We start from the raw sequence: 4,706 nt of genomic DNA, 5'->3' as shown, positions 1-4,706 counted from the left end.
CCCTTCAGAACGCAAGTTTTTCGGCCTTATTTACGAAAACGGACCCCACACACGACTAAAGGGGCCCCGCAGGGCCCCTTTTCGCAGCGGTGGTTAGTTCTCCGGAAGCGTGAATCCGGAACCTACGCCCTCGCGGCGGTTGAGATCCGCGATGATGACATCGGTATTAGAAACGACCGTCGGGTTGTGCAGCGCGCCCTGCCACGGGGTGCGGCACGACGGCAGGCCTGGCACCAGTCCGCGGGATACCGAGCCGACAATGCGGCCATTGTGGAAGACCGGCGCACCGGAATCTCCGACCATCGCGCACACCTGGTTGATGGTGATCTTCTGACTGTGCTGGAAGGTCATGCCACATGTGCGGCCGGTAGCCACACCGCTCTTGCAGGTAATATCGCCCGGCTGGGTGGTGCCACCGATCCCTTGGGCGGTCACACCGTTATAGCTGCGGGTTACCTCGGCCTGGGAGCCAAACTCGATGAGCGAGTAGTCCAGGTTCGCGTTCTTCGCTACCACGGTGCCGGTGGGGCCTACCTGCCAGGAGTCCGCCGAGGACACCGGATCGCCGACATTTCCACAGTGGCCAGCAGTAATACCGACCTTGCGGCCTTCGGCATCAGTGCCGGCTGCCGTCAGCGTGCACATGGTGTCCTCACGAATGTACAGCGGGGTACCCGGGCCGTACAGAGACTTCCCTTCGGTCATCGCAACGTTAGATTCCTCGGGGATTTGGGGAGCATCGTAGTAAGAACCAGGCACTCGGTGCAGAACGTAGTCCGCGTGCGGTTTACCAGCAGCAACCTTGGAGAACAGGTCGTTCTTCCACACATAGTTCGGATCCGTACCCTGAGGTACAAATTCCGGCTGCGTGGCTTCCTCCAGCAGTCCGATGGGGGTCGGGTTTGTCAGAGCTTGTCCCATGCTGGCGTTAGCATCGGCGTATTCTTGCGCCGAAGCCAAATCCGGCAGCTGGGTATTCAGATTCGCTTGCTGTGTGAGATGCTGCGCCGCAGGCGAGTTCACAGCGCCAGCAACAGCCTGGGACGCATCCTTCGATGCCGCCGCGGTTGCACCGTTGACGGCGGTATCGACGGCGTCGGTCAGCTCCTTGCCCACGGGCTTGGTCTCAATGCCCACAGACTGCAGATCCGCACGTACCTGATCAACGAAACCTGCTGAATCAATCTCCGGGATGGTGGGGAGCTCCTGAGCACCCGCCACTGGGTTACCCAGGAAGAACGCACCTGCGAAAGCCGAGCCCACAATGACTTTCTTAAGGTGCGGAATTTTTCTCATTGAGTAATTCCTCTTTTCACTTCTTCTCGTATTGGTCTATAAGACTTCCCCCATGATGACACGCGCACTGGGGTCGCCGTTTTCTAACGTGAGGGACTGTGTCCAAGCCGTTACACTACTGACAGTTTTCGGGTGCCCCCTCTCTCCCTTCACCGCCTCTCAGACCCCACGCGGACCTACTATGGAGGCATGTCTGAGACTGCCAATTCTTCGTCATCTCCTGCAGACATTGCTGAGATCGTCGCTGTCATCCTGCGCGATAACCATGGTCGCGTTCTTGTCATCCGCGCCACCGATACTCCAGAATTCGTCCTGCCATTTGGCTCCATCGATGAGACTATTAACCCAGCCCACGCTGCCCAGCTCATCGCCTACGAGGCTGTTCGCGCCACGGTTGATGTGTCGAAACTGCGCCGCCTGGCCACCTACGTCTCATCGGGGGCTAATGGTGCCCCACACGCCATCCACGCTCACGTCTATGTCTGTGAAGAAGAAATCTCCGTTGCCCATCCTGACAAGGAAATTGCCGAGCTAGCCTGGGTCGATCCCGCCGCCCCGGACGTCACTATCGCGCCATTACTTAGGGAGAGGGTATTCCCCGCCCTGCAGGAACTCTAGGTCCATAACGTCTAGACTCCCCACCATGATTACGCAGCGACTACTCCCCGTTCTCGCCGCCGGTTCCTTTGCCCTTGCACTGGCCGGCTGCGCCACCGACGACAGCCCTGATGCCACGCTTTCCGCTGTCTCCCCCACCGCTCAAGCAGCCAGCGCCGAATCCGGGGCTTCAGCACCCGCAGACCCGCAGGCACCCGACGCTGATGCGCAAGATTCCGAACAAATACCACCTGAGTCCGGTGACAGCACCGAAACCGCTCGCGACACTGCCCAAGCCACAGCCGATGGCGCATGCACCACGCAGCTACTCGATATCGGATTATCCAACGCGCAGGGGGCCGCCGGCTCACGCTTGGCTGACATCACCTTCACCAACACTTCTTCCACGCAGTGTACGTTGAAAGGCTTCCCCGGGGTTTCTGCCGTCACCAATGACGACGGCACCCAGCTCGGCCCCGCCGCCGAGCGTGAATCGGGCCAAGAAACAGCAACCGTCACGCTCGAGCCCGGGCACTCTGCCCGTGCGGGCCTGAAGATGACCAACATCGGTGTCCTCGACCCAACTTCCTGCCAGCCCCAGGCGGCCGACGGCCTGCGCGTCTACCCGCCCGGCGAAACCGCCAGCGCCTTCATCCGAATTTCCGGCTTCGAAGGGTGCGCTGGCGATGCCAACTACCTTTCCATCCAGCCGGTTACCGCAGGTTAAACCCGCTTAAAAGCAGCAGGCGTTCACATCGGTCTACACTCGCGGCCATGGAATCCAAGAAGCTGACGTCGCTGGTGTTTGGGAACGTTGTGCTGGAATCGCACATGACGAAGACAACTATTGTCGTCTATTCGGAAGACATGCGCTCCTGGTACTTCCGCCCGAGCCCCTATACGGAGCTCAAGGTGCCGCTCGATGAACTACAAGGACAACTGAGTAGAGAGCGCGCGGAGCTCATCTCAGAGCGCATTTTCGATAACGTCAAACTCGAGCTTGAGGAAAGCTACCCCGGAGGTGTGGACCGCGCACAGAAGGAACTCTGCGCCTGGCTTCGCCGTACAGGCGACAGGGCTTAAGCGATGCCCGAACCACTCTCCTACTCCTCCACCGCAAGCTTCCCACAACTGCACATGTCCCGCGTCATCGACGCTGATTATGACACTGCGGCAGTCAAACTTTTTCGCTGGGGCCTGCAGCGCAGTGGCCTCTTCCGGGTTACTCCCAGCCACGCCATCGTAGAAGAAGGAGCGGAGGTTTCGCTCGGATTGGGGCCGTGGGAGTTTCGCTGCCGAGTGGTGGGTGTATTCCGCGAGGAGGGCCGCTGTGGCTTTACCTACGGCACCCTCCCTGGCCACATCGAGCGCGGCGAGGAGACCTTCACCCTGGAGCGTCTACGGGATGGACGCACGCTGCTGCTTGTCGACGCCTCCTCCCAGCCCGCCCGCCTTAGCTTCCTGCGCCCACTTCTCGATATTCCCCGGCGCGCACTAATCCGCTTCTTCTACCTGCAGGCTTTAGATGACTAGCAGCGGGGGTGTAAACGGGGGCCACTCCCCCTGAGCTCTACGCTCGCCTAGCGAGGCACCCACAAGGCATGTAACTTAACTCACATGCACACTTTCCCTCGCCATACTTTCCGCTCCCTACTTGCGCCCTTAGTGACCATACTCGCGGTCTTAGCCGCCGCAGCTGCAACCGGGCTGTTTCCCTTAGCCGCCGCGGAAGACAAACCTTCCGAATCGGCCAACTCCACTTCCAGCAACATGGCTCCAACCATGGTGGTTTTCGATTCCTCCGGCTCGATGATCACCAACGATGCCGGCGGGCAGACCCGCATTGATGCCGCCAAAGAGGCTGCCCGCACCTTCATCACCGAGGCTGGTGACGACGCTCCTCTGGGGCTTGTCACCTACGGCGGCAACACCGGCGAAGCCCCCGAAGATGAGGCGGCCGGTTGCCAGGACATCACCGTGGTCACACCACCCGAGGCCGGTAACTCTGAGAAGATGATCGCTCATATGGATGGCTTGCAGCCACGAGGATTCACCCCCATCGGCGAGTCCCTACGCAAGGCCGCCGCTGAGCTACCAGAGGAAGGCCAGCGCAGCATCATCTTGGTCTCCGATGGCGTTGCCACCTGCACCCCGCCACCCGTGTGTGATGTGGCGAAAGAGCTGAAGGAGCAGGGCATCGACCTAGTCATCAATACCGTCGGCTTCAACGTTGAGCCCGAGGCACAGCAGGAACTGCAGTGCATTGCCGACGCCACCGGCGGCACCTACGCCGACGCCTCCGACGCCGATAGCTTGGCCAAGGAACTGAACCGCGCAGCACCCCGCACCTTCAACGCCTACGAGTCAAACTTAGAGGAGATCGAAGGCGGCGAAACCGAAGGTTCCCCGGCCAAGGTAGACCGTGACGTAGAGGCCTTCTCCACCACTCTTCTTCCGACGGAGGGTAAAGGGCACTCGGCTGAATCCACTACCTTCTTCACCACGGACCTGACCCTGTTAGGTAGACACCTGATATCCAGCCCGGTTGGGTTGGGAAGAAAGGTAATCTACCACCATGCCTAGGTACTCCGAACAGTTCAAACGTGATGCTGTGGCCCTCTACGAAAACAATGAGGACCTCTCACTTCACGCGGCTTCAGCAGAGCTTGGAGTCAATCGTTCCTCACTTTATTCCTGGCTTAAGCAGTACGGCACCGGCAAACGTGCCCGCACGAAGACCATGCGTGATAAAGCCCAAGCAACGACTGATTCTGAACGAATCCGCCAGCTAGAAAAAGAAGTCTCTAAGCTGC

At 59.8% G+C, this 4,706-nt stretch carries 7 protein-coding genes; 6 read left to right on the top strand and 1 reads right to left on the bottom strand.

What is annotated here, in order from left to right; genetic code table 11:
• Nucleotides 1–93: 93 nt before the first annotated feature.
• Complete coding sequence (locus HMPREF2698_RS10070; RefSeq protein ID WP_070562769.1) at nt 94–1,296, bottom strand: S1 family peptidase; 1,203 nt, start codon at nt 1,294–1,296, stop codon at nt 94–96.
• 189 nt (nt 1,297–1,485) lie between these two features.
• Between HMPREF2698_RS10070 and HMPREF2698_RS10065 the strand changes: the two genes are divergently transcribed.
• From HMPREF2698_RS10065 to HMPREF2698_RS10040, 6 genes are all read left to right on the top strand, one after another.
• On the top strand, nt 1,486–1,914 hold the full coding sequence (locus tag HMPREF2698_RS10065; RefSeq protein ID WP_070562766.1) for an NUDIX domain-containing protein: 429 nt from the start codon (nt 1,486–1,488) through the stop codon (nt 1,912–1,914).
• Between the two features lie 25 nt (nt 1,915–1,939).
• Complete coding sequence (locus HMPREF2698_RS10060) at nt 1,940–2,620, top strand: DUF4232 domain-containing protein (protein WP_070562763.1); 681 nt, start codon at nt 1,940–1,942, stop codon at nt 2,618–2,620.
• 47 nt (nt 2,621–2,667) lie between these two features.
• Nucleotides 2,668–2,976: a hypothetical protein gene (locus HMPREF2698_RS10055; protein ID WP_070562760.1), complete on the top strand. Its 309-nt coding sequence runs from the start codon at nt 2,668–2,670 to the stop codon at nt 2,974–2,976.
• A 3-nt stretch (nt 2,977–2,979) separates the two neighbouring features.
• Nucleotides 2,980–3,426 carry a DUF1990 domain-containing protein gene (locus HMPREF2698_RS10050; RefSeq protein ID WP_070562757.1) on the top strand — a complete coding sequence of 149 codons (447 nt, stop codon included), beginning with the start codon at nt 2,980–2,982 and terminating at the stop codon, nt 3,424–3,426.
• 84 nt (nt 3,427–3,510) lie between these two features.
• Nucleotides 3,511–4,476: a vWA domain-containing protein gene (locus HMPREF2698_RS10045; RefSeq protein ID WP_246819459.1), complete on the top strand. Its 966-nt coding sequence runs from the start codon at nt 3,511–3,513 to the stop codon at nt 4,474–4,476.
• On the top strand, nt 4,469–4,706 hold a 238-nt coding region (locus HMPREF2698_RS10040; RefSeq protein WP_070564237.1), incomplete at its 3' end, for an IS3 family transposase. The genes HMPREF2698_RS10045 and HMPREF2698_RS10040, both read left to right, overlap by 8 nt.

The organism is Corynebacterium sp. HMSC072A02 (genome assembly GCF_001810085.1).
GTDB classification, from domain to species: domain Bacteria; phylum Actinomycetota; class Actinomycetes; order Mycobacteriales; family Mycobacteriaceae; genus Corynebacterium; species Corynebacterium hesseae.
This window is presented reverse-complemented; position numbering and strand designations above follow the sequence as displayed.